At 36.1% G+C, this 22,746-nt stretch carries 21 protein-coding genes; all 21 read left to right on the top strand.

Features of this window, described 5'->3' with window-relative positions; genetic code table 11:
• Positions 1–120: 120 nt before the first annotated feature.
• The 21 genes from GJV77_RS00840 (at position 121) to GJV77_RS00740 (ending at position 22,698) form a co-directional block, all read left to right on the top strand.
• The gene (locus GJV77_RS00840) at positions 121–1,470 is read left to right on the top strand and encodes a sigma-54-dependent transcriptional regulator (protein WP_155034463.1); all 1,350 of its coding nucleotides are present in this window, start codon (positions 121–123) and stop codon (positions 1,468–1,470) included.
• A gap of 122 nt (positions 1,471–1,592) precedes the next feature.
• The gene (locus GJV77_RS00835) at positions 1,593–2,198 is read left to right on the top strand and encodes a SatD family protein (protein ID WP_155034462.1); all 606 of its coding nucleotides are present in this window, start codon (positions 1,593–1,595) and stop codon (positions 2,196–2,198) included.
• Positions 2,186–2,896, top strand: a complete 711-nt coding sequence (locus GJV77_RS00830) for a DUF3307 domain-containing protein (protein WP_155034461.1) — start codon at positions 2,186–2,188, stop codon at positions 2,894–2,896. The genes GJV77_RS00835 and GJV77_RS00830 overlap by 13 nt, the downstream gene beginning before the upstream one ends.
• A 135-nt stretch (positions 2,897–3,031) precedes the next feature.
• Entirely contained in the window at positions 3,032–3,622 is a 591-nt protein-coding gene (locus GJV77_RS00825; RefSeq protein WP_155034460.1) for a SatD family protein, read from the top strand.
• Between the two features lie 471 nt (positions 3,623–4,093).
• Entirely contained in the window at positions 4,094–4,171 is a 78-nt protein-coding gene (gene kdpF / locus GJV77_RS15050) for a K(+)-transporting ATPase subunit F (RefSeq protein WP_155034512.1), read from the top strand.
• A 102-nt stretch (positions 4,172–4,273) separates the two neighbouring features.
• Complete coding sequence (gene kdpA, locus GJV77_RS00815; protein ID WP_155034459.1) at positions 4,274–5,968, top strand: potassium-transporting ATPase subunit KdpA; 1,695 nt, start codon at positions 4,274–4,276, stop codon at positions 5,966–5,968.
• Between the two features lie 3 nt (positions 5,969–5,971).
• The gene (gene kdpB, locus GJV77_RS00810) at positions 5,972–7,987 is read left to right on the top strand and encodes a potassium-transporting ATPase subunit KdpB (protein WP_155034458.1); all 2,016 of its coding nucleotides are present in this window, start codon (positions 5,972–5,974) and stop codon (positions 7,985–7,987) included.
• Positions 7,988–7,994: 7 nt separating this feature from the next.
• On the top strand, positions 7,995–8,558 hold the full coding sequence (locus GJV77_RS00805) for a potassium-transporting ATPase subunit C (RefSeq protein ID WP_155034457.1): 564 nt from the start codon (positions 7,995–7,997) through the stop codon (positions 8,556–8,558).
• A 1-nt stretch (position 8,559) separates the two neighbouring features.
• Positions 8,560–9,651 (top strand): porin, encoded by a 1,092-nt coding sequence (locus tag GJV77_RS00800; protein WP_155034456.1) that lies wholly within the window; start codon positions 8,560–8,562, stop codon positions 9,649–9,651.
• Positions 9,652–10,782 (top strand): sensor protein KdpD, encoded by a 1,131-nt coding sequence (locus tag GJV77_RS00795; protein WP_155034455.1) that lies wholly within the window; start codon positions 9,652–9,654, stop codon positions 10,780–10,782.
• Positions 10,779–12,491, top strand: coding sequence for a sensor histidine kinase (locus GJV77_RS00790; protein WP_155034454.1), 1,713 nt, complete (start codon positions 10,779–10,781; stop codon positions 12,489–12,491). Before GJV77_RS00795 ends, GJV77_RS00790 begins: the two co-directional genes overlap by 4 nt.
• A 613-nt stretch (positions 12,492–13,104) precedes the next feature.
• Positions 13,105–14,157: a dTDP-glucose 4,6-dehydratase gene (gene rfbB / locus GJV77_RS00785; protein ID WP_155034453.1), complete on the top strand. Its 1,053-nt coding sequence runs from the start codon at positions 13,105–13,107 to the stop codon at positions 14,155–14,157.
• 82 nt (positions 14,158–14,239) lie between these two features.
• A complete protein-coding gene (rfbA, locus tag GJV77_RS00780; protein ID WP_155034452.1) occupies positions 14,240–15,109 on the top strand; it encodes a glucose-1-phosphate thymidylyltransferase RfbA in 870 nt (289 codons plus the stop codon).
• A complete protein-coding gene (locus GJV77_RS00775; protein WP_155034451.1) occupies positions 15,109–16,185 on the top strand; it encodes a DegT/DnrJ/EryC1/StrS family aminotransferase in 1,077 nt (358 codons plus the stop codon). Before rfbA ends, GJV77_RS00775 begins: the two co-directional genes overlap by 1 nt.
• Position 16,186: 1 nt before the next feature.
• Positions 16,187–17,383, top strand: coding sequence for an ATP-grasp domain-containing protein (locus tag GJV77_RS00770; protein ID WP_155034450.1), 1,197 nt, complete (start codon positions 16,187–16,189; stop codon positions 17,381–17,383).
• A complete protein-coding gene (locus GJV77_RS00765; RefSeq protein ID WP_155034449.1) occupies positions 17,376–17,909 on the top strand; it encodes a GNAT family N-acetyltransferase in 534 nt (177 codons plus the stop codon). The genes GJV77_RS00770 and GJV77_RS00765 overlap by 8 nt, the downstream gene beginning before the upstream one ends.
• A complete protein-coding gene (locus tag GJV77_RS00760; RefSeq protein ID WP_155034448.1) occupies positions 17,902–18,861 on the top strand; it encodes a glycosyltransferase in 960 nt (319 codons plus the stop codon). The genes GJV77_RS00765 and GJV77_RS00760 overlap by 8 nt, the downstream gene beginning before the upstream one ends.
• A 97-nt stretch (positions 18,862–18,958) precedes the next feature.
• Positions 18,959–19,564 (top strand): rhomboid family intramembrane serine protease, encoded by a 606-nt coding sequence (locus tag GJV77_RS00755; protein WP_155034447.1) that lies wholly within the window; start codon positions 18,959–18,961, stop codon positions 19,562–19,564.
• A 137-nt stretch (positions 19,565–19,701) separates the two neighbouring features.
• The gene (locus GJV77_RS00750; protein WP_155034446.1) at positions 19,702–20,004 is read left to right on the top strand and encodes a hypothetical protein; all 303 of its coding nucleotides are present in this window, start codon (positions 19,702–19,704) and stop codon (positions 20,002–20,004) included.
• A gap of 526 nt (positions 20,005–20,530) precedes the next feature.
• On the top strand, positions 20,531–22,072 hold the full coding sequence (locus tag GJV77_RS00745; RefSeq protein ID WP_155034445.1) for a SulP family inorganic anion transporter: 1,542 nt from the start codon (positions 20,531–20,533) through the stop codon (positions 22,070–22,072).
• 2 nt (positions 22,073–22,074) lie between these two features.
• Positions 22,075–22,698 (top strand): carbonic anhydrase, encoded by a 624-nt coding sequence (locus tag GJV77_RS00740; protein ID WP_155034444.1) that lies wholly within the window; start codon positions 22,075–22,077, stop codon positions 22,696–22,698.
• Positions 22,699–22,746: the final 48 nt, after the last annotated feature.

The raw sequence follows: 22,746 nt of genomic DNA, 5'->3' as shown, positions 1-22,746 counted from the left end.
CTGTTTTTGTGAAAATTAGGCAATAACTCGTATCGTCTTGGCTCTATATTCCGATTGAATAATTTTGAAAGTATTTATTAATGTTTTATACCTTTATGGCTTCATAGTATAAGTGTAGAGATGGTATTACAAAAAATATTAGTAGTTGATGACGAAGATAAACTTCGAAAGCTTTTATCCAGAATTATAGAATTAGAAGGCTTTGAGGTTCATCAAGCAGAAGATTTAAAGACAGCTACAAAGAAGTTGAGTCAATTACCTATTGATGTAGTACTCTGTGATGTGAAGTTGCCCGATGGTAATGGAGTAGCATTCGTCGAGCAAATCAAGCAGGCATATCCTACAGTGGAAGTGATTTTACTGACAGCTTATGGAAATATTCCAGATGGTGTACAAGCCATAAAGAATGGAGCATTTGATTATATTACCAAAGGCGACGATAACAATAAGATATTACCATTGTTATACCGCGCTATAGAGCGTGTGGGGATTAATCGCACACTTGAGCAAGATTGTAAGCAAGAGGATGCAACTGTTATAGGTTTTGATCATGTAGTAGGACAGAGCAAAACATTCTTAATCGCTGTTGATCTAGCTAAGCGAGTGGCTCCAACTAGTGCAACAGTCTTATTGACAGGTGAGACAGGGACTGGAAAGGAGGTGTTTGCTCAGGCAATACATCAATCAAGTAAACGAGCACCCCATAGTTTTGTGGCAATTAATTGTTCTGCCTTTAGTAAAGATTTGTTGGAAAGTGAATTGTTTGGACATAAGGCAGGGTCTTTTACCAATGCCACTAAGGATAAGAAAGGACTATTTGAAGAAGCCCACCAGGGGACGCTTTTCTTAGATGAGATAGGAGAGATGCCAATTGAGCTACAAGCAAAGTTGTTACGTGTGCTAGAGACAGGAGAGTTTCTTAAAATAGGGGAGACTAAACCGACAAAAGTAGATATACGCATTATAGCAGCGACCAATAGAGACTTTAACCAAGAGATTAAACAAGGACACTTTAGAGAAGATCTATATTATCGCATTTCAGTCTTTGAGATTATATTGCCAGCACTGAGAGAGCGTGTGGAAGACATTGAACTATTAGCAGAGCGATTTAGAGGACAGTTTGCCAAACAACAGAGTAGTTTGGTCAAGACCATATCAAAAACAGCCTTAGAGGCTTTAAAACTCTATCAGTGGCCAGGGAATATTAGAGAGTTGCGCAATGCGATAGAACGCGCGTTGATTTTATGTTCTTCTATGGCTATAGAGGTAAGTGATCTACCTTATGAAGTTCAACAGCAATACGCGCCAACAAATCAAGAAGGTTTGGCTTTGGACTTGGCAACAGTTGAAAAGCAACATATTCAAAAGGTATTGGAGTTTACTAATGGGAATAAAACAAAAACAGCAGAATATCTAGGTATTGCATTGACAACGCTATACCGTAAAATAACAGAATATCAATTAGGTTAATTAGATTTGTTAAGTTGCATTAAATAGTGCAATTTTTAAGAATTGTATTAAATAGTACAATTTTCAAGAAATGTACTAAATGATACAATTTTTTCATATCTTAGTCAAAGAAAATAATCAAGATGATAGCAGTTATTACAGGAGATATTGTAAACTCACGTAGTGTAGATCCAAATGAGTGGCATATGCCACTTAGAAATTTTTTGAGTAAAGCGATTACGGATCAGACAAAGTGGGAGATCTATAGAGGAGACAGTTTTCAAATACAGACAGATATAGCTTCTGCTTTTGAGTTGATGCTATTAATTAAAGCCTTGATCAAACAAGTTCCTAAGTTAGATGTTCGAATGAGTCTTGGTATAGGTGAAAGTGAGTACGAGGTAGAGAAAATTACAGAGTCTTATGGTCAGGCTTATATTAATTCAGGTGAAGCATTTGAAGGGTTAAAGGATAAAACACTATTACTCAAAACCCCCTCTAAAGACTTTGATGAATATTTTAATCCAATCTTAGGGGTGGTCAGTTTTATTGCTGATCAATGGAAGCCAGAGACAGCTAGAGCCTTTTTCTATGGATTATATTATAAAAGTGAATTGCAGAAAGAGATCGCTGAGAAAATGGGGATAAATAGCACTACACTTAGTAGAGCGTTAAAGAGAGCCGCATTTGATGAATTAACAAGTATTCTAAACCTATATTCTAATAAAGTAAAACTATGCTTCTCTTAATTATAAAAATTGTATTAGCTCACTTGCTTGGTGATTTCGTCTTTCAAACCAATAAAATGGTAAAGGACATTAATGACCATGGGATTAAGTCTGTATCTCTATTCACACATACTGCTATTCATTTATTCCTCTTATTGTTGGTGACTGGATTTGAGAGCAAATACCTAGTAGGAGTTTGGATATTAGGACTAGCTCATTTAGCGATTGATATTTTCACTAAAATATATTTAGCAAAGAAGGTAAATGCTATTAAAGTGTTGTTAATTGATCAAGTCTTACACGGTTTGTCAATTGCAGTTTTTGTGTATTATTACTTTCCTTATACGATTGATTGGGGTATTGTGACAGGTAAGAATGCAATTGCTATCTATAGTGCATTAATTATGTTAGTTTACGTCTCTCCTATTGTCATCAAGAAAATTATTGAACAACTTAATTTTACTGTACCCAATAACGGCTTGGATAATGCAGGGAAGTATATTGGTATTTTAGAGCGTTTGTTTATATTTCTATTCGTGGTGATGCAACGATGGGAAGGTATAGGTTTTTTATTAGCAGCTAAGTCAATCTTTAGATTTGGTGACCTGAAAGCAAATAAAGAAGTCAAGCTAACTGAGTATATTTTAATTGGAACACTCATCAGTTTCGGGTTAGGTATTGTGATAGCTCTATTGTTTAATTGGGTTGTTTCACTTTAAAATATCTGGCAAACAGTATCAGATTACTCTATAACAAGCGATGCTTCTAATGTATATTATTCAGGATCAACCGAAGCGTATCACTTTTTAATTAATCCCTTTTTCATATCTTAGATCGCATAAAAATCACTGTATATGATTGCTGTAATTACTGGAGAAATAATTAACTCAACAAATGTAGAACCTCAACACTGGCAATTGAAACTACAGATGCTATTTGAATCGAGATTAGCAGATGCTAGTAAATGGGCAATCTACAAGGAGAATTACTTTTTAGTTGAAATCACTTCAAAAGAAGCATTAGAACTCGTCATTTTAATTAAGTCACTGATTAAGCATATAGAGAGATTAGATGTTCGAATGAGTATTGGCTTAGGTAAACCTGGTTTCACTTCTGATTTAGTTACAGAATCTAATGGACAAGCTTTTACTCATTCAAGAGAGGCTTTTGAAACAATGAGAAATAAAACCTTGTGTATCAAAACCCCTTCTAAAGACTTTGACCTTTACTTTAACCCTATGTTGAACTTAGTTAATTTTATTGCTAGTCAATGGAAACCTGCCACAGCAGAGACTATTTTTTACAGATTGCTCAACAAAGATAAAATGCAGAAACAGATCGCAGAATTACTCAATAAGGATAATACTACCGTCAATAAAGCTTTAAAGCGAGGAGCATATGAACAAATCACAGAAGTACTGGTTGTATATAAAGAGAAAGTATAGCGGTATTTGTACATATAGCCAAACTTATACTTAAATGAATCCAAAGACCTAACAAAGACTACAACTAGTCTTTGTTAGGTCTTTTTTTAATTACCCTATCATTTTGATAGGGTACTACTCATGTCACCCTATCAAAATGATAGGGTTTTGTTTTTTGGCATATTGGTAGTTGTAGTCTATCTATTTGATTATAGGGAGATTGAGTAGGTAGGGGTCAAAATGGTATGGCCTTGGTATATAGGAAGTCAAAATAATACAAAATGAAAACACAAAATCACTTACAAAGCAGGCATAGTTATCCAGACTATCCAAAGTATCACTTCGCCTTTTGGGCAAATAAAAACAATATAAACTAATTCAAACAAGACAACCTATGACCATTCTAGCATGTATCCTTTTAGGTGTTGTATGCTTTGGCTTGTTCTACAAAGCCATCAGCTTCTTTGACAACTTATAAAAAATAGACTTATTATGATTTTATTACTAATTATCGCCCTGGCTGTATTTGCCTACCTGTGTTATGTCTTACTTAAACCAGAAAACTTTTAAACAAATCTGTAAACAAGTAGGTATGATAACTATAATCTTTATCATGATTTATAGTATTGTTTACCTCATCAATCAGATGCTACTATTAATTAAATAAATAAAATGAATACAGAAATCTTCGGAATCGTTGTCACCTTTTTACTGGCAATAGGTATTTCAATTCCTTTGGGAAAATATATAGCAAAGGTTTACGCAGGTAAACCGACTTTATTAGACGGTGTCTTCACCCCATTAGAAAAGCTGTTTTACAAGAGCAGTAAGATTCAGCCTGAACAAGGAATGAATTGGAAGCAACACTTAGCAGCACTACTGACTATTAATGCCGTATGGCTGGTTATAGGCTTTATTCTTCTAATGACACAGGGCTCGCTACCATTTAATCCAGATAAGAACCCTAATATGTCACCCGATTTAGCACTTAATACTGCTATCTCTTTCTTGGTCAACTGTAACTTACAACATTATTCAGGAGAAACAGGCTTAACGTATTTAACTCAAATATGGTTAATGTTTCTTCAGTTTGTCAGTGCAGCTACTGGTATGGCCGCAGCAGTGGCAGTCTTTGAGGCATTTAAAAATAAGACTACCACGCTCTTGGGTAACTTCTATGTGTACTTTGTCAAGTCGATTACACGTATTTTATTACCGTTAAGTGCTATTGTAGCTACTATACTTATCTTCCAAGGGACGCCAATGACCTTTGAAGGTAAAGATACCATTACTTCTATGGAAGCAGAACAAGTAGAGGTATCTCGTGGTCCAGCAGCAGCTTTTATTGCTATTAAGCACTTGGGGACTAATGGAGGTGGTTTTTTTGGTACTAATTCAGCTCATCCATTAGAGAATCCTACGTACCTTACTAATATGACTGAGATGATCGCTCAGTTGATTATCCCACTAGCTATGGTCTTTGCTTTAGGATTTTATATTAACAGAAGAAAGTTTTCTTGGATGATTTTCTTAACCATGACAGTTGGCTTCCTATGCTTAGCAGTACCTAATGTAATGATGGAAACTAATGGAAATCCAAATATAGCTGCTATGGGGGTGGACAATTCCCTAGGGGCTATGGAAGGAAAAGAAGTGCGTCTTGGTGCTGCAGCTTCTGGCTTCTGGAGTATAGTTACTACAGTTATCTCTACAGGATCAGTAAATTCTATGCACGATAGTTCTATACCGCTGTCAGGTATGAATGAACTCTTAGCCATGATGATTAATTCCTTCTATGGTGGAGCAGGTGTAGGAGTACTTAATTTCTTTGTGTTTATTGTACTAGCTGTATTTATCAGTGGATTAATGGTTGGTAGAACACCTGAGTTATTAGGTAAAAAGATAGAGGCAAAGGAGATGAAAATAGCTATGATTGTAGCGCTTATTCATCCATTATTAATTCTTGGAGGTACTGCTTTAGGAGCTGCTTTCCCTGATTTGACAAGAGATACGTTAAACAATCCATCTTTTCATGGGTTTAGTGAGATACTATATGAGTACACTTCATCGGCAGCCAATAATGGTAGTGGGTTTGAAGGATTAGGAGACAATACGCCTTGGTGGAACTTCTCTACAAGTGTAGTCTTACTACTTGGGCGTTATTTGCCTATTATAGGACCGGTCGCTTTAGCTGGTTTCTTAGCTCATAAGCGCTATGTACCTGAAAGTGCTGGAACTTTAGCAACAGATACAACGACTTTTGGTACAATTGTGTTAACGGTAATTCTTATCGTAGCAGCATTAGCTTTCTTCCCTGTATTGACACTTGGTCCAATTGCAGATTATTTCACAACAATAAGTTTATAAAATATGGCAACTCATACGAACAAGACTCTTTTTCAAAGAGAAGTAGTTATAAAAGCTTTAAAACAAGCTTTTGTTAAGTTAAATCCAAGAACACTGTTTCGAAACCCTGTGATGTTTACCGTTGAGATAGGAACAGCGATAATGTTAGGAGTATGTATATGGATCCTATTAGGGGAGCAAAGTCAAGGTAGCTTTGGCTATAATTTCGCTATATTCTTACTGCTTTTCGTTACATTATTGTTTGCTAATTTTGCCGAAGCGATTGCAGAGGCTAGAGGGAAAGCTCAGGCGGATAGCTTGCGAAAAACTAGAGAAGAGACTCCGGCAATCTTAGAGAATGGAAGACAAATATCTTCTTCAGCTTTAGAGAAAGATATGGTATTCATTTGTAAAGCGGGTGATATTATTGCTGCTGATGGTGAGATTATAGAAGGTTTAGCTACCATTGATGAAAGCGCTATAACAGGAGAAAGTGCGCCAGTGATTCGAGAAGCGGGTGGTGATAAAAGCTCTGTGACAGGTGGAACGAAAGTACTCTCTGATCAAATCAAGGTACGTGTAACTGCACAACCTGGGGAGAGTTTCTTAGATAAAATGATTGCTTTGGTAGAAGGTGCTAATCGACAAAAGTCACCCAATGAAATAGCATTGACTATTCTTCTAGCGGGGTTTACACTTGTATTTACTCTGGTTATTATTACCCTTAAACCATTTGCTGATTTTGCTAATGTTGCTATTACTATTGGAGCTCTGATTTCTTTATACGTGTGTTTAATTCCTACGACTATTGGTGGTTTATTATCAGCTATTGGGATTGCTGGTATGGATAGAGCATTAAGAGCTAATGTGATTACCAAGAGTGGTAAAGCTGTCGAGACAGCTGGAGATATTGATGTATTATTATTAGATAAGACAGGAACTATCACTATAGGTAATCGAAAAGCAACTAATTTTCATGCGGCTCATGGCATAGCCAAAGAACAGCTTGTTAGAGCAGCAGTGTTGAGCTCTCTAAGTGATGATACTCCAGAAGGTAAATCAATCATTGAGTTGGCTGAGGTTGATCCTGCAGATTATAGGGTTGACAATCCTCGCTTTATATCTTTTACTGCACAGACTAGAAGTTCGGGTATTGATTATGATGATATACGTATTCGAAAGGGAGCGGTAGATGCTATTAAGAATTTATGTATTCAAGCTGGACATTCTTTTCCCGATGAAGTAGCGGAGTGTGTAAAGGCAGTAGCTGAAAATGGAGGAACTCCTCTAGTTGTCTCTCAGAATGAAGAAGTCTTAGGAGTGATTGAACTTCAAGATGTAATTAAACCAGGTATTCAAGAGCGCTTTGCTCGATTGAGAAAAATGGGTATAAAGACTGTAATGGTTACGGGTGATAATCCGATGACAGCCAAGTATATCGCCACCAAGGCGGGGGTAGATGATTTTATTGCTGAGGCTAAGCCTGAAGATAAAATGAACTATATCAAGGCAGAACAAGCTGAAGGTAGATTGGTAGCGATGATGGGTGATGGTACGAATGATGCGCCTGCTTTAGCACAGGCTGATGTAGGTGTAGCGATGAATAGTGGTACACAGGCAGCTAAGGAAGCGGGCAATATGGTAGATCTGGACAATGATCCTACCAAATTAATTGAAGTAGTAGAAATAGGCAAACAGCTCTTGATGACTCGTGGTACACTCACTACCTTTAGTATTGCTAATGACGTGGCAAAGTATTTTGCTATAATTCCTGCTTTATTCATTACAACCATTCCTGCCTTGCAAGGTTTAAATATCATGAACTTACACAGTCCTGAGAGTGCTATTCTATCAGCTGTTATTTTTAATGCTATTGTGATTCCATTTCTTATACCTCTTGCCCTTAAAGGGGTCGCTTATAAGCCGATAGGAGCAAGTGCTCTTTTGCGTAGAAATTTATTTATCTATGGTCTTGGAGGTATTGTCGTACCCTTTATAGGAATAAAATTAATTGACCTTTTTGTCTCACTATTTATGTAACTAACAAATGAAAACAAATCTAATACCATCTATTATATTAACCACAGGTTTGGTTGTTTTACTCTGTGTGGCTTATCCCCTAATGATGTGGGGGATAGCCAAATTCTCTCCTAATCAAGGAGAGGGGTTTATTGTAGAGGCTGCTAATGGAAAGAACTATGTCAATGTTGGGCAGTCTTTTACACAAGATGATTACTTCTGGTCGCGTCCATCTGCGGTAGATTACAATGCTGCTGGATCTGGAGGAAGTAATAAAGCCACCACTAATGCTGAATATCTTGACGAGGTAGAACAGCGTATTGCTGATTTCCTTGTGAAAAATCCTACAGTGGACAAGCACGATATCCCGGTAGATATTATCACAGCAAGTGGTAGTGGGTTGGATCCCCATATATCTGTCGATGCTGCACGCGTGCAGATTGCGCGTATAGCAGAGCATACAGGTATTCCTTTAGCTCAATTAGAGCAACTGGTTGAGCAGCAAACCCAACAGCCTTTATGGGGACTTTTTGGTCCTGAGAAAATAAAAGTAATTGAATTAAATATTGCTTTAGACGCATTAAAAAAGTAAAATGAAACAAACAATTCTATGGGCTAGTTTAGCCTTTTTATCAGCGATGACTGCTGCTGTAGCTCAAGACAAACAAAGTAAATGGACCGACAGTATTAATGTTCATGCCTATGGGGAACTTTACTATATGTACGACTTTAATCAGACTAATACGGGGCAACTGAATGACTTTTTATATTCGTTTAATCGACACAACGAGGTTAATCTAAACTTTGCCATGGTAAAACTAAACTACCAACAGCAGCGTGTACGTGCTAATCTTGCATTTATGGCTGGAAGTTATGTCAAATCTAATCTAGTCAATGAACCTGATGGGCTCAAAAACATCTATGAAGCATCAGTAGGGGTAAAGCTATTGTCGGATAAAGAGCTGTGGTTAGATGTAGGTATTATGCCTTCTCATATCGGTTTTGAGAGTAATATTGGCGCAGATGTAATGACGATGTCTCGCAGTATGATGGCAGAGAACTCTCCTTATTTTTCTTCTGCTGCAAAGCTTTCCTATCATACGCCAAATCAACAATGGATGATAGCCTTGAATGTGATGAATGGTTGGCAGCGCATTGAGCGTCCTACGGGTAATTCTACTCTAGCAATAGGTCATCAAGTGACCTATACACCTACTAGCCAATGGACAGTGAATAGCAGTTCCTTTATTGGTAGTGATACACCTGATCAGGAGAGAAAAATGCGCTATTTTCACAATTTGTATGCTTCCTACCAAGTTAATGATAGAGTGATGCTATTAGCGGGAATCGATACAGGTTTGCAACAAAAAGCAAAAGCATCAACGTCTTATAGTCATTGGTATGCACCACTTGTGATGGGACAGTACAAGTTTGACAATAAGTGGAGTGTGACCGGCAGAGTAGAGTACTATCACGATGAAGATGGAGTGATTATCGCCACAGATACACCGCATGGGTTTCAAACCTTAGGGTACTCAGTAAATATTGATTATCGAATTACAGACCAAGTGATGTGGCGTATAGAAGCCAGAACACTCAGCAGTAAAGATGCTGTATTTACTAGAAATCAAACAGCAGTTACTGGACAAACATTCATAGGTAGTAGTTTATCAATTAAGTTGTAAATGGAAAGAGAAAGTCGTCAAAGTGCAGAAGACTTCCTAAAGCTTATCCGCCGTTCAAAGCGTGGAAAGTTTAAGGTGTATATTGGTATGAGCGCTGGGGTAGGGAAGACTTATCGCATGCTATTAGAAGCTAGAGATTTAATGCGCAATCATGTAGATGTCAAACTGGGGTATATCGAGACCCATCAGCGTCCAGAAACACATGCATTACTAGAAGGGGTGCCAATCATACCGAGAAAGGAGGTCTTCTACAAAGGAAAGATGGTAGAAGAACTGGACTTAGAAGCCATTCTTAGCGATCGACCTGAAGTAGTCATTATTGACGAATTAGCTCACTCCAATATTGCTGGTAGCAAGAATGCTAAGCGATGGCAAGATGTAATGGAGATATTAGAGGCAGGTATCAGTGTGATATCTGCCTTGAATATCCAGCATATTGAAAGTCTTAACGATGCTATTAAAGAGATTACTTCTATTGGGGTAAGCGAGCGCGTACCGGATAAAGTCCTTCAACAGGCAGATGAGGTCGTTAATATCGACTTGACCGCTAATGACTTGATCGAACGACTAAAAGAAGGGAAAATATACCCTTTGGAGAAGGTACCTATAGCGCTCAAAAACTTCTTTACCACCTCGAATATCTTGCAACTTCGCGAGCTCGCTTTAAAAGAAGTTGCCTCTCATGTGGAGAATAAAGTAGCTGCTGAGGTAAGTTTGTCAATATCTGCTAAGCCAAGTCGGTTCATGGCTTGCATTAGCTCAAATGATAAAAATGCTAAAAATGTCATTCGAAAAACTGCCCGACTAGCTAGTTATTTGAACTCTAAATGGTATGTCCTCTACGTAGAGACTCCTAAAGAACATCCTAATAAAATAGCCTTAGATAAGCAACGCTATTTAATTAATAATTTTAAATTAGCTACCGAGTTAGGTGCTGAAATCGTTAAAGTAGAACATGTAAATATTTCCAAAGCAATTATCAACCAAATTGAACAACGTCAAATAACAACAATTTGTTTAGGTAAACCAAGGTTAAGGCTTTATCAGATTATTTTAGCTACTAATTTGTTTAAGCAGTTACTAAAGAAATTGTCTTCTTTGCCTATTGATATTATAATTTTTTCCAAATGAGAATTAAAACTAAATTAAACCTAGGTTTAGGACTACTTTTTTCCCTTATTATCTTTTTGGGTGCAGTAGGGCTGATCTATATCCATTTTTTAAAGGTGGATACGCGCAACATTTTACACGATAATTACAATTCGCTCTTGTATGCCAAGAGTATGTTACGCGCGTTGGATAAACCAGGGGATAGTCATCTGATTCAATTTGAAGAACAATTGAGAAATCAAGAAGCTAATGCTACTGAAGTAGGCGAAGAACAACTCAACCAGACCCTGCGCAAGTATTTCACCAAGTATAAAGAAGACGGACAACAATCCAAAGACCTATTGCAGATCAGAGAATGGCTGATCGAGGTCATGGATATGAATATGAAAGCCATTGAACTCAAGAGTGAGTTGGCAAATAATACTGCGATACAGGCTACAATCTGGATTGCTATAGCGGGTACGGCCTGCTTTGTGATTGGTTTAGGACTATTGATAAACTTGCCTTCGAATATTGCGGATCCTATTCAAAAATTGACAGAGAGTATTCGGCAAATCGCAAGTAGCAACTATAAGGAACGCGTATTTTTAGATAAGAATGATGAGTTTGGTGATTTAGCTTTGTCTTTTAATACAATGGCTCAAAAGTTGGAAGAGTATAACAATAGTCATTTAGCCAAGTTAATGCGACAGAAGAAGCGAATCGAAGCTCTAATCAATAATATGAGTGATGTAGTGATTGGTATTGACGAAAACATGCAGGTTATCTTTGTCAATGAACAAGCGTGTAAGGTGCTTGGATTGTCTGAGTCTGAGATGGTAGGCAAAAGTAGTAAGGATATAGCACTACACAACGATTTGATGCGTATGCTCTTACAAGAGATGGATATGGATCAAACAGGAAAGGAGCCTCTAAAAGTCATTCACGAGGAAAAAGAGAGCTACTTTGATAGACAGTTTTTGCACATATCAATCACACCAACTGGTGAAATAGCTAAGGAATTGGTGGGACACGTTATTATATTAAAAAATATTACTGCCTTTAAGGAATTAGACGCGGCAAAGACTCGCTTTATTGCTACAGTATCTCATGAGTTCAAAACACCAATATCCTCGATGAAGATGAGTCTTCAACTACTTAAAAATGAACGTATCGGTACGCTTAATCAGGAGCAGACAACGCTTATTGACAGCATTCAAGACGATGCAAAACGATTGTTGAAAATCACGTCAGAGTTGCTGAACCTTACTCAAGTAGAAAGCGGGAAGATAGCTATGAATATGCAACCTAGTGAATTGGCTAGTATTGTGCAATATGCTTTAGAAGCCAACCATACCCAAGCTGAGCAAAAGAACATTCAACTGCACATTGATTTACCTTCATTAATTACACCTGTACGAATTGATGCAGAAAAGACTACCTGGGTATTGACTAATTTAATTGCGAATGCGATTAACTACTCTCACGATGCTTCTGTAGTTGAAGTTAATGTGGTACAAAATAAAGATCAAACCATTATCAAAGTTAAAGACGAGGGAATAGGGATACCACCTGAGTATTTAGGTAGAGTATTTGACCGATACTTTAGAGTACCAGGTACTCATAAAGAAGGGACAGGGCTAGGCCTATCAATCAGTAAGGAAATAATGGAAGCGCAAAGAGGGAGTATTAACGTGTATAGTGAGTATGGTGTAGGTAGCGAGTTTGTACTTACATTTAATCATCAATAGCACATTAGTCCCTACTTTGTAAAAGGCTAATTTCTTCTATTTATAATTTTTTTCGTATGAAAGCTGCCCTGTATTTGGGCAGCTTTTTTTTGGTTAAACAAGGTTTGGACAAGGTGAGATATGCAGGATAGGCGAATGAAAAAGGCTTAATAGCAATTTTAAGAACTATAGACAGACATGGAGAGTAGTAGGTTCAAAGAAGGAAGATATAGGATTTATTAGGAGATAGTACCCCTATTCAATCGAAGGGGGTTATTTTCTATAGAACTTTGTACTAAGTTAATACAGTAGTGTAGTAAACGATCTTTGGAATATTGTACACAAGTGCTATTCTAATCAGTGCAAAAGTTATTATTGAACGTAAAGGGAAATGTTTGTTAGCATTTTAAGTATTAGAAGGTTGGTAGTCTATTGATACTTGAATGGATAGGGTTTCTTTATCAGGTCGATGTTAAGTAAGATAGAAAGAAATAGTCTTTCTGTCTTTAATGATTTAACTTTGTAGTATAATTAATACTTTACATGGGTAATGAAAGCTTAAATTACCTGTATTAAAGTAAAGAGAAAGAAGCTATGAATCTCCTAGAGCAATAACAAGAAAGAGAATCAATTTATGAAAAAAATAATCATCACAGGAGGAGCTGGGTTTATTGGCTCTCACGTTGTAAGACAATTTGTCAATAAGTACCCAATGTATCAAATTTACAATTTAGATGCCTTGACCTATGCGGGTAACTTAGAGAATTTGAGAGATATAGAAAAAGCTTCCAACTATACTTTTGTAAAAGCAGATATAACAGATGAGCGTTTTATACATGAATTGTTCCAAAAGCAGCAGTTTGAAGCAGTGATACACTTAGCAGCAGAATCTCACGTAGATCGTTCGATCACGGATCCCTTAGCATTTGTCCGTACTAATGTATTGGGAACAGTTAATTTATTACAAGCATTCAAGACTTTATGGCAAAATAATTGGGAAGGCAAGCGCTTTTATCATGTTAGTACAGATGAAGTGTACGGAACATTGGGAGAGACAGGCTTATTTACAGAGACGACAGCTTATGATCCTAATTCTCCTTATTCTGCTTCTAAAGCGAGTTCGGATCACTTTGTACGTGCTTATGGAGAGACGTATGGAATGCCTTATGTGGTAAGTAACTGCTCTAACAACTATGGTCCAAATCACTTCCCTGAGAAGTTAATTCCTTTGTGTATTCACAATATCATTCATCAAAAACCGTTGCCTATCTATGGTGATGGCAGATATACACGAGATTGGTTATACGTGATAGATCATGCAAGAGCGATAGATGACGTATTTCACAAAGGAGCAAACGCAGAGACCTATAATATCGGAGGATTTAATGAGTGGCAAAACATAGATTTGGTACGAGAATTGTGCAGACAGATGGATAAGGTCTTAGAGAGAACGCCTGGAGAGAGTGAAGAGCTTATCACGTATGTCAAGGATAGACCAGGTCATGATTTGCGATACGCCATTGATGCTACAAAGATTAATCAAGAACTAGGGTGGGCACCATCAGTAACCTTTCCAGAAGGATTGGCTAAGACTATTGAGTGGTATATGAATAATCAAGAGTGGCTGAACAATGTGACAAGTGGAGCTTATACTGATTACTATAATGAGCAGTATAGTGGTGAGTGATTACAGATCACTAAATAAAAATTAAGTAACAAATATAGAAATAGAGATCACTGATTACAGGTCACTGATCACTTTTAAGAATATGAAAGGAATAATATTAGCAGGTGGATCAGGTACGCGATTACATCCTCTTACTTTAGCAGTATCTAAGCAGCTATTGCCTATCTATGATAAGCCGATGATTTACTATCCACTATCCGTATTAATGTTGGCAGGGATAAGAGAGGTGTTAATTATATCAACACCCCATGATTTGCCAAACTTTAAAAAGTTATTTGGTGATGGGCGACAATTGGGGCTTTCTATACAGTACACTGAGCAGCCTAGTCCAGATGGATTAGCACAGGCTTTTATCATAGGAGAGGAGTTTATCGGAGACGATGATGTATGTCTAGTATTGGGTGATAATATATTTTATGGAGCAGGTTTGCAGAAGTTGTTGATGCAGTCCGTAGCTACAGTGGTAGAAGAGAGAAAAGCAGTTGTGTTTGGCTATTATGTAAATGATCCAGAACGATATGGAGTAGCAGAGTTTGATGCAGATGGAAACGTGTTGAGTATAATAGAAAAGCCAGCTGTACCTAAATCAAATTATGCTGTAGTAGGATTGTATTTTTATCCAAACTCAGTTGTTGAGATGGCAAAAGGCGTAAAACCGTCAGATAGAGGGGAGTTGGAAATAACTACAGTTAATCAAGCGTATCTGTCAAAAGATGAATTAAAAGTGCAGACCATGAGTCGCGGCTTTGCTTGGTTAGATACAGGAACACATGAATCGTTAACCGAAGCTACAGAGTTTGTAAAAGCAGTAGAAAAGCGAACAAGCCTGAAAATTGCGTGTTTAGAGGAGATAGCTTTAACGTATCGCTGGGTTTCAAAGCAAGATGTGGCTCAATCCATTCAGGGGTTAAAAGGAGATTATTACGAGTATATAAAGAAAAGATTTTTATAATGATTCCAGTTGTTAAACCGTTTCTACCACCGATTGATGAATATCAATCGTTGATAGCAGGTATATGGGAGCGCCAATGGTTAACCAATATGGGGCCATTAGCTGTGAAGCTTGAGGAGAAGTTACAAAGTCGATTAGCAGTTAGTAATCTATTGTTTGTAACAAATGGCACAATAGCATTACAAATGGCTATTAAGGCACTAGGATTAAAAGGAGAGATTATTACAACTCCTTTTTCATTTGTTGCAACAACTAGTACTATTGTATGGGAGGGGTGTACTCCTGTGTTTGTTGATATTGAAAAAGATAGTTTAACTATTGACTCAACCAAGATAGAACAAGCAATTACAAAAGATACAGTAGCTATATTGGCTACTCATGTTTATGGTAATCCATGTGATATAGAGGCAATAGATGCTATTGCAAAAAAAAATAATCTAAAAGTAATTTACGATGGAGCACACGCTTTTGGTGTGAAATATAAAGGTAAATCTATTTTTGAATATGGAGATATTTCTACTTGTTCGTTACACGCCACAAAATTGTATCACAGTACTGAAGGGGGATTTATAGTAACGAATGATAAAGAGCTAAATACGAGATTAAAGCACATTAGAAATTTTGGAATAGCTGGCTTTGATAAGTTCTCAGATCTAGGGATAAATGGGAAGAACTCAGAGATGCATGCAGCTATGGGAATTGCAAATTTAAAGTATATTGATTCTATTATTGAAAAGCGTAAGAAACTATACGATGCATATACTAAAGGCTTAGCGAGTTTTCCAGCTGTACAACCTTGTTGGAGAGCAGGTGCAACAATGAATTTTCCTTATTATCCAATAGTATTAGAGAGTGAGGAATTGTTATTAGCTGTAAGGGAAGCATTGTTAAAAGATGATATACACGTTCGTCGATATTTTTACCCTTCTTTAGCATCTGCATTACCCTATTTGCCCAAGCAAGAGTTTGTGGTTACAGAAGATATTGCTAAGAGAGTTATTTGTCTGCCTTTTTATTATGATTTGACTGAAGAAGAGGTAGAGCGAATATGTGGAATAATGAATAGGATCAATTAAAATGAGAAAAATACTTTTTTTAGGAGGAAGTTATGCTCAAGTGCCTGCGATAAAAAGGGCGAAAGAAAAGGGCTATTATGTAATTACAGCTGATTATTTACCTAATAATCCTGGACATTTCTATAGTGATGAATACTATAATGTTAGTACTACTGATAAAGAAGCAGTTCTGTCATTAGCAACTTTATTAACTATAGATGGTATTTTAGCCTATGCTTCTGATCCGGGAGCTCCTACAGCAGCATATGTCGCTACGATATTGGGGTTACAGACTTCACCATTAAAGAGTATTGAAATTTTGGGGAAAAAGCATCTGTGGAGAAAGTTTCTTAATGAGAATGGTTTTAATGTTCCAAAGACTCAATACGGTCTGAATATTTTGGACTTTAATTTTAAAGATTGGAGTTTTCCACTAATGGTAAAGCCTGTAGATTCTTCAGGTAGTAAGGGAGTGATTAAAATAAATAATCAAGCAGAATTTGAACAAGCTTTTTATTATGCTAAGAGTTTTTCACGAAATGGTATAATTATAGTTGAGGAATTTATAAACAAAATAGGTTGTCAGATTGGCGGTGATGGATTTTTTGGTAAAGATAGATTAGAATTTGTTTGCTTTGGGGATCAATATGTGGATTTTGATGTAAATCCATATGTCCCTTCAGGTATGGCATTTCCTTCGGATATAGATTCTAAGTATCAAAAACTTATTAAAGATGAAATAAATAGAGCTTTGACACTTCTAGGAGTAAGCAATCTTTCTTTTAATTTAGAGGTAATGATAGATAGTAAAGGATGTATTTACTTGATGGAAATAGGTCCTCGAAATGGAGGGAATTATATACCACAAACAATAGAATACTTAACAGGAATTAGTTTAGTAGATTTAGCTTTAACAGCTTGTTTGATGGAGGATAGTAATTTGGATAACAGGAAAGAAATCCCTAAAGTATCGGAAGGTTTTGGTTATTACGCAATACATTCAAATCGAGAAGGTATTTTTCACTCTATAGAGTATAGGTTTAGTAATGAAATAGAAATAATAGAAGAACACTTATACCTAAAAGAAGGCTGTAAGATAAAACCGTTTAATGGTTCTAATCATACTATAGGTATTTTGATTTTAAAATTCAAGACAAAAGATTTAATGAAGGTGTTTTATAATAATCCTTCAAAATATATAAATATTATTTATGAATGAAAGTAAAGTTTATTTAAGAGCTTTAAGTATTGAAGACAGCGTAGTTACTTATCAATGGAGACAAGATGAAGTTTATAAACAAGGTGTTGTGTCTCAGGTAAGATATTCTAACTTAGAAAGTGAAAGACAATGGATTATTAATTCAATTGAAAACCACAATAAAGGCAAAGAAGTTAGATTAGCAGTTATTGAGAAAGATTCAGGAAGACTCATAGGTTTAGTTTATTTAACAAATATTAATTATATAAATAGAACTGGAATCATGGGGTATATGATTGGAGAATCTAATGCTAGAGGTAAAGGGTATGCTAAGGAAGCAGTATTGCAATTACTACACTATGTTTTTCAGCAGCTTGGTATTAATCGAGTGTCTGCAAATGTATTAGCAACTAATCAAAGATCTTTGAGTGCAATGAAAAAGATTGGTTTTATACAAGAAGGGATATTAAGGGAAGCTATTTTTAGAAATGGACATTTTATAGATTTGATAAGTTTTTCAATCCTAAAAAGCGATTTTTATGAATGAAATAATGGTGACTATATCATGTGTTACTTTTAATCATGCCGAATATATAGGAAAGTGTTTGGAAGGGATAATGAACCAGCAATGTAACTTTAAGTTTGAAGTGTTGATTCACGATGATGCTTCTTCTGATGATACACAAAAAATAATAAGAGAATATCACGAGATGTACCCTTTAATTATTAAACCTATTTTACAATCGAAGAATCAATACTCTCAAGGAATAAGCCCAAGTGTATCTTTTAATTTTTCTCGAGCCAAAGGGAAGTATATTGCTATATGTGAAGGTGATGATTATTGGACAGATACTTTAAAACTACAAAAGCAAGTAGATTTTTTAGAATCTAATCCTGATTATAATCTTGTCTATACAGATGCTCAATACTATACACAGAAAACAGGAAATCTTGAATTACAACGTACCCAACAGATAGAAGGATTTGAAGATTTATTAGTTAAAAATAGAATTTTTACATTAACGGTATGTTTAAGAAAAAGTCTATTAGAGGAATATTTGCAAACAGATTATTTAGATTTAAAGGGATTGCCATTTGGTGATTATTCTATTTGGCTATTTGCTGCTACTAGAGGAAAGTTAAAGTATATGCCTTTTATTTCTTCTGTCTACCGTATTTTAAATGAGTCTGCAAGTCATTCGAAAGATTTAAATAAAATGATTGACTTTGAAGAGGCAGTTAATACTTGTCGTATGTATTTTCTAGATAAATACTATAAGGGAGATAAGGAAAAGATGAAGCAAAAATTACTGGGTTCGAAGGCTTTTAGTATAATTAGAATGTCGTTAGTTAATGAAAGAGAAGACATCTTTAGAAAGTATATTAGTGATTTGAAATATATAAAGCATTATAAATATAAGTATTATTTGTTTTATTCATTAGCGAGAATTAACTTCAATGCATTCATAAAGATATATAAGTCTTTTGTGAAACACTAAGGTAAAAAGGAAAGAAATGTTGGATACACCACATTTCTTTCTTTTTGTTTAAATATATTGTACTTTTAGGATAAGTTAATATTATCACGAGTACTGTATGAACCGAAAAACAATACAAATTAAAACGACAGACATTTATTCATCTTTAACCTTGGTAGGTATTGTTTGGTTTGTATTTGGATTGCAATCTCTTGGTTTGTTTACGCATTGCTATGGTGTTATCCCTTGGCGTATAGAGGGGATTAAGGGGATTTTTCTAAGTCCGCTTTTACACGGTAATCTCAATCATATCATTAGTAATACGCTTCCTCTATTTATATTGAATACGCTATTGTTTGTATTCTATAAGAGACAGGCATATACTGTACTTATTTTGGGTTGGTTGATATCTGGGATACTCTTGTGGTTGTTACCTGATTTTGCGTATTTCAAGACAGGTGTTTATAGTTGTCATATAGGAGCAAGTGGCCTAATCTATATGTTAGCTAGCTATCTTTTCTTTAGTGGGATATTCTTGCGTGATTTAATTTTAGTCATAGTGTCTGTTGTGATCGCTATAATCTATGGTAGTTTACTTTACGGTATATTCCCAAGTTTGGTAGATTCAGGTGTATCCTGGCAAGGTCATTTGATAGGAGTCATTGTAGGACTAGGACTTTCTTATCGACTAAATAAGAAAGCAAAGAGAATAAAGCGACTGTAAAGTTGACTAATATGCCAATGGTTACTCGCATCAAAGTCTTGTGTAACGAGAAACGTCTTAGTAGTAAAACTACTTTTTTATAGCAAAATTAACAAGTGAAATATTGGTAGATTTCAGAAATAAAATATTTTTGTGGTATGAAATATGTATCACTAATCGTATTGTTATTCTTCGTGAATTTCCTTGCAACGCCCACTATTGCGGTGTTTGCTGGTATTGACTTGGAAATACCTGCGGTGAATATTTCTGAAGAGAATAAAAAGCCTATCACAAGTGCTGAAGAAGAGAACCATGGGCATCTATGGAACTTATCTAATTTTCATGGTTTAGATTTGTTAGATGCTAGTGAAGGCTTGGTTAAAAACTTCTCTCAATTAAAACTCGTGTATGAATCACAAGAGTTTGATATCCTATTGCCCCCTCCCGAACGCTTAGTTTAATTTGTGTATTAGTATTTTGCTAATACTTGTATTACATCAGACATTTACGGTTACTTATATTCATTTATAAGAATGATAAACAGTTTGTTATAAACTGTAAAGCATATGCTATGTTTTAAATCTAGAAGCCATCATATGTCTTTTGTAGTCTGTAGTCTGTACGTTAGACCTTTTGCTATAGCTAGTGAAAGGGGTATAGTACTCTATTAGTCTAAGAAGTTTATAATTGTTGTTTTGTTTTCTTAAACATTAGAGAGCATTGTATGCCTGAATTGACTTACCAAAGGCCAATCGTACATTCTATGATTAGAATGGAAGTATCCTACTGCAATTGGGTTAATTGTCAGCAGTAGAAACGCCCTTCTTCACAAATTACATCTGTCTTATTATCGTTTTTTCTATGCTTTACAAGTATAGGTAGGTATTTGGTTTTTTGTTATCAAAAGACCGAACAGGGATTCCTTTGCATTGTACTAAGTAATGGGAAAAGCAAAAGACATAATTGAAATTAAGCATAAAAAGAACAATGACAAATAATATGAATTTTGCAGCACTAAAGAAGAGTGCAGCACCAGGTCTTGTGGTTTTTTTAGTAGCGCTTCCCTTGTGTTTAGGGATTGCACTAGCCTCAGGAGCTCCACCTATTTCAGGTATTATATCAGGTATTATCGGGGGTGTGGTCGTAGGATTATTAAGTAATTCCAATGTAAGTGTCAGTGGACCAGCTGCAGGATTAGCAGCTATTATATTGGGTGCAATTACAGAATTGGGATCTTTCCAATTATTATTAACTGCTGGAATAATAGCAGGAGCTTTACAGATTGTATTAGGGTTCTTGCGATCAGGTACTATTGCTAACTATTTTCCTTCTAGTGTAATTGAAGGAATGCTTGCGGGGATTGGATTGGTTATTCTAATCAAACAGTTGCCTTTAGTTTTTGGTGTAGATGCATTAGGAGATATACAGTCTATTGCCTCTATACAACCCGGAACGGTTATCATTACCGCTCTTTCATTAGCCATACTACTATTGTGGAATAAAATGAAATGGACCAAGAAAGTATCCTTTTTACCAGCAGCATTGATTGTAGTGGTAGTAGGGATCTTGATTAACCAATTTTGGCTAACTACACAGAGCAGCTTAGCCATTGAGCCATCAAGATTAGTTTCCATACCAACTTTTGATAGTTTATCTGGAATTACCTCAATTTTTGTGTTTCCAGACTGGGCTGGTTTTACAAACCCCGCAGTATGGATGGTCGGGGGGACAATCGCAATTGTGGCTTCTATTGAAACTTTGTTGTGTATCGAGGCTACGGATCGATTAGATCCTTTAAAGCGTCATACAGATACAAATAGAGAGTTAAAGGCACAAGGAGTTGGGAATATCTTGAGTTCTTTATTAGGAGGCTTACCGATGACATCTGTAGTCGTGCGTTCATCAGCAAATGTGAATGCAGGTGGTATATACAAGGCTTCTGCTGTTATTCATGGTGTATTTTTATTGATAGCCGTTGTTTCTTTGTCACTAGTGTTGAATATGATTCCACTAGCATCTTTAGCAGCTGTATTAATACTTGTCGGGTATAATCTAGCTAAGCCAGCAGTAGTTATTCATTTTTGGCATAAAGGCTTGAGTCAATTCATTCCCTTTATTGTCACGTTTGTGATGGTGGTGGTTACTGATTTATTGACAGGAGTACTTATTGGAATGGGAGTGAGCGTATTATTCCTACTTATTGGCAATGTTCGTAAGGCTTTCTCAATGGACCGAACTGTCAAAGACGATCAATTAGTCTATACCTTAACCTTAGCTCAAGAGGTGTCTTTCTTAAATAAAACAGCTATTAAGAACAGACTCTATCAATTGCCTGACAATTGTCATTTGGCCATCGACGCTAAGCGTATGGGGTATATCCATATTGATGTCTTAGAACTAATCGAAACCTTCATTAATGAGAAGGCAAAGGAAAAGAATATTTTAATTACAACCACTGGGTTTCACAGAGAAATCAAAGTATCAGGAGACCAACAAAACATAATTTTATCACATAGAAAAACAATTTAATCATGAATTCATTTACAAAAGAAATATTAGCAAACACAACACCAGCACAAAGTTTAGAATTACTATTAGAGGGAAATAATCGCTTTGTAAACAACTTAAAAGTAAACAGAAACTTCTTGCACCAATTACAAGAGACCAAAGATGGACAACATCCCCACGCTGTCATCTTGAGTTGTATGGATAGTAGAGCTCCATTAGAGCACGTATTGGATCAAGGAATTGGAGATATCTTTAGTTTGAGAATTGCAGGTAATGTATTGACTGACGAAGTAATTGGTAGTATGGAGTACGCTTGTAATGTTGTGGGAAGTAAGTTGATCATGGTATTGGGACACAGTAGATGTGGGGCTGTTACTGGGGCATGTAATCACACAACACTAGGCAAATTAGATACTATCTTAGAGCGTATCCACCCAGTGGTAGAGCAAGTAAAAGATAAACATGCCACAGAGGAATTAGAACTTTCTGAATTGGTTGAATTAGTAACGATGGAAAACGTACGATCAATTGTACAACAGTTACAAAACGTAAGCCCTTCTTTGACGAAGCTTATAGCAGAGGAAAAGATAGGTGTAGTAGGTGCTTATTATGACGTGGTAAGCGGAAAGGTGGAGTTAATCTGCTAGAATTATTTGATTAGAAGAAGAAGGGGCTGTCTCGTTGAGATTGCCCCT

It is taken from the genome of Myroides pelagicus (assembly GCF_009711055.1).
GTDB classification, from domain to species: Bacteria; Bacteroidota; Bacteroidia; order Flavobacteriales; family Flavobacteriaceae; genus Flavobacterium; species Flavobacterium pelagicum.
The sequence above is the reverse complement of the archived record's forward strand: the minus strand, read 5'-3'. Positions and strand labels throughout refer to the sequence as shown.

Bases quoted from the DNA above. Each gene is read 5' to 3' on its own strand.
- kdpF (WP_155034512.1), top strand. From the start codon at position 4,094: ATGATTTTATTACTAATTATCGCCCTGGCTGTATTTGCCTACCTGTGT.
- GJV77_RS00825 (WP_155034460.1), top strand. From the start codon at position 3,032: ATGATTGCTGTAATTACTGGAGAAATAATTAACTCAACAAATGTAGAA.
- rfbB (WP_155034453.1), top strand. From the start codon at position 13,105: ATGAAAAAAATAATCATCACAGGAGGAGCTGGGTTTATTGGCTCTCAC.
- rfbA (WP_155034452.1), top strand. From the start codon at position 14,240: ATGAAAGGAATAATATTAGCAGGTGGATCAGGTACGCGATTACATCCT.
- GJV77_RS00770 (WP_155034450.1), top strand. From the start codon at position 16,187: ATGAGAAAAATACTTTTTTTAGGAGGAAGTTATGCTCAAGTGCCTGCG.
- GJV77_RS00790 (WP_155034454.1), top strand. From the start codon at position 10,779: ATGAGAATTAAAACTAAATTAAACCTAGGTTTAGGACTACTTTTTTCC.
- kdpB (WP_155034458.1), top strand. From the start codon at position 5,972: ATGGCAACTCATACGAACAAGACTCTTTTTCAAAGAGAAGTAGTTATA.
- GJV77_RS00775 (WP_155034451.1), top strand. From the start codon at position 15,109: ATGATTCCAGTTGTTAAACCGTTTCTACCACCGATTGATGAATATCAA.
- GJV77_RS00740 (WP_155034444.1), top strand. From the start codon at position 22,075: ATGAATTCATTTACAAAAGAAATATTAGCAAACACAACACCAGCACAA.
- kdpA (WP_155034459.1), top strand. From the start codon at position 4,274: ATGAATACAGAAATCTTCGGAATCGTTGTCACCTTTTTACTGGCAATA.
- GJV77_RS00840 (WP_155034463.1), top strand. From the start codon at position 121: ATGGTATTACAAAAAATATTAGTAGTTGATGACGAAGATAAACTTCGA.
- GJV77_RS00800 (WP_155034456.1), top strand. From the start codon at position 8,560: ATGAAACAAACAATTCTATGGGCTAGTTTAGCCTTTTTATCAGCGATG.
- GJV77_RS00755 (WP_155034447.1), top strand. From the start codon at position 18,959: ATGAACCGAAAAACAATACAAATTAAAACGACAGACATTTATTCATCT.
- GJV77_RS00750 (WP_155034446.1), top strand. From the start codon at position 19,702: ATGAAATATGTATCACTAATCGTATTGTTATTCTTCGTGAATTTCCTT.
- GJV77_RS00760 (WP_155034448.1), top strand. From the start codon at position 17,902: ATGAATGAAATAATGGTGACTATATCATGTGTTACTTTTAATCATGCC.
- GJV77_RS00805 (WP_155034457.1), top strand. From the start codon at position 7,995: ATGAAAACAAATCTAATACCATCTATTATATTAACCACAGGTTTGGTT.
- GJV77_RS00835 (WP_155034462.1), top strand. From the start codon at position 1,593: ATGATAGCAGTTATTACAGGAGATATTGTAAACTCACGTAGTGTAGAT.
- GJV77_RS00745 (WP_155034445.1), top strand. From the start codon at position 20,531: ATGACAAATAATATGAATTTTGCAGCACTAAAGAAGAGTGCAGCACCA.
- GJV77_RS00795 (WP_155034455.1), top strand. From the start codon at position 9,652: ATGGAAAGAGAAAGTCGTCAAAGTGCAGAAGACTTCCTAAAGCTTATC.
- GJV77_RS00830 (WP_155034461.1), top strand. From the start codon at position 2,186: ATGCTTCTCTTAATTATAAAAATTGTATTAGCTCACTTGCTTGGTGAT.
- GJV77_RS00765 (WP_155034449.1), top strand. From the start codon at position 17,376: ATGAATGAAAGTAAAGTTTATTTAAGAGCTTTAAGTATTGAAGACAGC.